1 protein-coding gene and 1 pseudogene are annotated in these 5043 nt (G+C 41.7%); both read left to right on the forward strand.

Features of this window, described 5'->3' with window-relative positions; all coding sequences use genetic code 11:
* Positions 1-3239: pseudogene (gene padA / locus HMPREF0849_RS08640) on the forward strand (LPXTG-anchored isopeptide-forming adhesin PadA); the annotation flags it as partial.
* A gap of 75 nt (positions 3240-3314) precedes the next feature.
* On the forward strand, positions 3315-5043 hold a 1729-nt coding region (locus HMPREF0849_RS08645), incomplete at its 3' end, for a G5 domain-containing protein (RefSeq protein WP_009013750.1).

The raw sequence follows: 5043 nt of genomic DNA on the forward strand, positions 1-5043 counted from the left end.
CGCTTACAGAAGAGCAAGTCAAAGCCAATGGCGGTCAAGCAGTTGAATTAACATTCGACGCGAAGATCAAAGCCGGCGCGAACTTGTCAGCGTATGTGAAGGAAGACGGTCATACACAGATTCCGAATAAGGCTTCTTATGACGCAAGCTTCCCACACAAACCAGGAGTGCACAAGGACTCTAACGAAGTCCCAGTAACGCCTCCAACACCAGAAGTGCCAGAAATCAAGAAAGATGTGAACGGCAAAGAAGCTGAAACTCTTGACAAACGCGACCAAGTCTTCACTTACAACGTGAAAACAACAGTAGCGCAAGATGCGACAGCCTTCGCAGTCACAGATACACTAGTAGACGTTCTTGAGTTCGCAGGAACTTCAAGTGCTAAATTGAATGGTCAAGCTCTTGACGCTAGCCAAATCAAGGTAGAAGGTCAAACCATCACCTTGACCCTTACAGAAGAACAAGTGAAAGCCAATGGCGGTCAAGCAGTTGAATTAACATTCGACGCTAAGATCAAAGCCGGCGCGAACTTGTCTGCTTACCTATCAGAAGATAAGACTGTGAAAGTTCCTAACAAGGCAGCTTACAAGGCAGATCTTCCAAACAAACCAGGCTTTACGAAAGACTCTAATGAAGTCCCAGTAACGCCACCAACACCAGAAGAACCAGAAATCAAGAAAGATGTGAACGGCAAAGAAGCTGAAACTCTTGACAAACGTGACCAAGTCTTCACTTACAACGTGAAAACAACAGTAGCGCAAGATGCGACAGCCTTCGCGGTAACGGATACACTAGTGGATGTTCTTGAGTTCGCAGGAACTTCAAGTGCTAAATTGAATGGTCAAGCTCTTGACGCTAGCCAAATCAAGGTAGACGGTCAAATCATTACCTTGACTCTTACAGAAGAACAAGCTAAAACAAGTGCTGGTCAAGCTGTTGAATTAACTTTCGACGCTAAGATCAAAGCGGGTGCTAACTTGTCTGATTATGTAACAGAAGATAAGTCAATCAAGGTTCCGAATAAGGCAGCTTACAAGGTAGATCTTCCAAACAAACCAGGCTTCACTAAGGATTCCAATGAAGTTCCAGTAACGCCTCCAACACCAGAAGAGCCAGAAATCAAGAAAGATGTCAACACGAAAGCTGAAGAAACACTCGCTGATCGTGATCAAGTCTTCACCTACAACGTGAAAACAAGTGTTCCAACAGATGCGACAGTCTTCAGTGTAAGTGATACACTTGAATCTGTTCTTGATTATGCAGGTTCAGCAAACGCGAGCTTGAATGGTCAAGCGCTTGACGCTAGCCAAATCAAGGTAGACGGTCAAACCATTACCTTGACACTTACAAAAGAGCAAGTGAAAGCAAATGGTGGTCAAGCAGTTGAATTGAGCTTCACTGCGAAGATTAAAGCGGGAGCTGATTTGACTCTATATCTAACAGATCGTGGATTCACTGTTCCAAATACAGCTTCTTATGACGCGAAGTTCCCACACAAACCAGGGCTACACAAAGATTCGAATAAAGTTCCGGTAATCGTTCCAAAAGAACCAGAACCAGAAATTACGAAGAAAATCAACCGTACCTTGGACCACTTGGATGTCGAATACGATGCACCTTACATGTACAATGTCAATACAGCTTTACCAAAAGATATTGATAAGTACAAAGAGTTCACCGTAACAGATACACTTGAATCTGTTTTGGGAATCGCTGATACGCCAGTAGCTTATGTAGATGGACGTGATGCAAATGGAGCTCTTGAAACAAGTGTTAAGGGAAATACAGTCACTGTGAAAGTGAAAGATTTCGCTCGATTAAAAGGCTTCAAAGAGATTCAATTGTACATCCCAGCTAAACTCAAAGCGAATAGCGATTTGAAAGCATATAAGGACCAATTGGTACCAAACAAAGCAAGTGTTAACTTCAAGGATGCCAATGGTCAATCTGGTAGCAAGGAATCAAAACCGGTAACGGTGAAACCACGTGACCCAGAAAAACCAACAGATCCAACACCAGGTGAACCAGCTAAGTCTGTTGGACCAGAAGATGGATCTAAACCTGATAAAGAATACCACTTGCCAAACGCTTTAGATACCTTCCGATTCGATATTACTACACCGGTTCCAACAGATCCTGTAGATGAAAACGGAAATGCTAAGAAGGATCAGTATGGTCGTCTTATCAAGACAGACTTGACTAGCTTTACGATCACGGATGAAATCAATTCAGTCTTGAAAGTCAACAAAGATCGTATCGCTCTTAAAGTTGAAAATGCTCAGTTTGACAAGATCAAAGCAGCTCTTCAAGCTCAACTTGATCAAGCAGAGAAAGAACTCAAAGCTTTGACAGGCAAGTCAACAGAAGAGGCTTCAACAGAGACTGGTAAGAAGGAAGAGCTCAAGGCAGCGGAAGCGAAAGTAGCTGAATTGAAAGCGAAGTTGGAAGCAGCTAAGGCAGCGCAGCCAGCTAAACCAGCTGAAACTACAACACCAGCTACTCCAGCAATAGCTGCTGAAGAAACAACTCCAGCTACATCTGATTCTTCTGCAACAGAAGATAAGAAACCTGCAACTAGCGAATCAAGTCAAGATCTTGCAAGCTTAGAGGCAGAGTTGAAAGCAGCTGAAGAAAACTTGGCTAAACTTCAAGCACCAGCTGAGAAAGAAGCAGAATTGGCACCAGCTGATAAAAAACAACAACAAGAGAAACTCGAAAATGAAATCAAGAAACTAAAAGAAGCTCAAACTAAGCTTCAAGCAGCTATTGATAAATTGAGTAAGTCTTCAAATGATCGTGGTGAATTAGTAGGTAAAGAGTTGGAAGCAATTGCTACTGTTACTTACGATGAAACTAGCAATGTTGTGACTTTTGAAATCAGCGATAAGGATGTTCTTGAAGCCTTGAAGGGAAGTACCGTACGTCTTGTACTTTACACTAACTTCAAAGAAGGAACAGATTTTACAAAATTCACTGGTGGTGTACCAAATACAGCTGAAGTAAGCTTTAACCATAATCCAAAGCCAAAAACTACCAACAAAGTTGTGGTGTTCCCACCAACACCACCAACACCAGAAAAACCACAAACTCCGCCACCAGGTGGAACCGTTCCTCCAGCAGAACCTAAGAAAACATTGCCAAATACAGGTTCTGAAGGATCTTCAATCTTTGGAGTACTTGTAGCCCTAGCTCTAGGACTTGCTGGACTTCTAGTTTGGAAGCGTAAAGCTGAACGTTAGTATCATATAGTAAGAGGAGAGTAGAAAATTTTACTCTTCTCCTTACTGTATATTGAAAGTGTTAAGGAAAGAATAATGAGTAGAAAAAAATTATTAAAGTTAGGAATTTCTATACTTGCTTTAAACGCTCTTGGAGTAGCAACTTATCATGTAGCTCCAGATTTATATCAAATTCCAACAGTGCATGCAGAAGAAACACCAGCGGAAGATGAAGAAATTCCAGATGGCCAAGAGCGAAGTATTGCAAATACTTTCAAAAGAATGCTTGATAGTATAGAATCTTCAATTAAGGATTTTACAAATAGTCCAGATGAGGATAATAAAGAACTCCTAGAGGGTGATGTAGAAGAAGCAAAGAATTTTTTTGAGACTGCAAAGAAGGCAATGAAGAGTCCAGAAGGTCAAAAAAGTTTTGCGGCGCTTGAAGCTCGCTACAATTCTTTAAAAGCTAAGGCTGAGGCACTTCTCACTGGGGGAGATTTAAAAGAAGAACATCAAGAAGTCACAACTACTGAGGAGATTCCTTACCCATCTCGGACAGAAAACAATGCAGACCTCGCTGAAGGTACTCGAAAGGTAAAACAAGCGGGAGAAAAAGGTCAGAAGAAAGTTGTTTGGGATGTTACTTTGGTAAATGGCGTTGAGAAAAAACGTGATAGAAAGAGCCAAACAGTAATTAAAGAACCAGTAGAAGAAATCATCGAAGTTGGAACTAAGAAAACAGGTGTTGAAACCAAAGAAACAGTGACTGTGGAGGAAAAAGTTGCTTTCAAAGAAGAAACGAAAGTAGACCCAGCACTGGATAAAGGTCAAACGCGTGTTGAAGAAGGTGAAGAAGGTATCGATGAAGTCACTTATGAAGTGACAAAAGTGGATGGTGTTGAAAAATCTCGTAAAGAAGTTTCACGCAAGACTAAGAAAGCTTCAAAAAACAAGGTTACCTATACAGGTGCGAAAGCAGTTGTAACTACTAAGGAAGTAACTAAAACTGAAGAAGTTGCCTTTCAGACTCGTGAGGTTGAAAATGCACTCTTAGCTGAAGGTGTTCGCCGAGTGAAAACAGCTGGCCAAAAAGGTGTTCGTACCATTGTTGAAACAGTGACTTACACAGACGGCGTTGAAACAGGTCGTGTTGAGAAATCCAACACAATCACTACTCCAGCAGTAGACGAAGTTGTCGAAGTTGGAACTAAGAAAGTAGTAGCTCCAGTTGTAACGACTAAGGAAGAGACGAAGACAGAAGAAGTTACTTTCCAAACTAAGGAAGTAACAAATCCAGATCTTCCAGAAGGAACTCGTGTAGTAAAAGCTGCTGGTAAGAAGGGTGTTCGCACCATTGTTTACACAGTTACCTACACAGACGGAGTAGAAACAGGTCGTGTTGAGAAATCCAACACAATCACCACTCCAGCAGTAGATGAGATCGTTGAAGTAGGAACTAAGAAAGTAGATGCCCCAGTTGTAACGACTAAGGAAGAAACAAAGACAGAAGAAGTTGCCTTCCAAACTAAGGAAGTCACAAATTCTGAACTTCCAGAAGGAAGTCGTCAAGTGAAGACAGCTGGTAAGAAGGGTGTTCGCACCATTGTTTATACAGTGACTTACACAGACGGAAAAGAAACAGGTCGTGTTGAGAAATCCAACACAATCACCACTCCAGCAGTAGATGAGATCGTTGAAGTAGGAACTAAGAAAGTAGTAGCTCCAGTAGTTACAACGAAGGAAGAAACAAAGACAGAAGAAGTTGCCTTCCAAACTAAGGAAGTCACAAATCCAGATCTTCCAGAAGGAAGTCGTCAAGTGA

It is taken from the genome of Streptococcus sp. C300, assembly GCF_000187645.1.
GTDB lineage: Bacteria > Bacillota > Bacilli > Lactobacillales > Streptococcaceae > Streptococcus > Streptococcus oralis_CQ.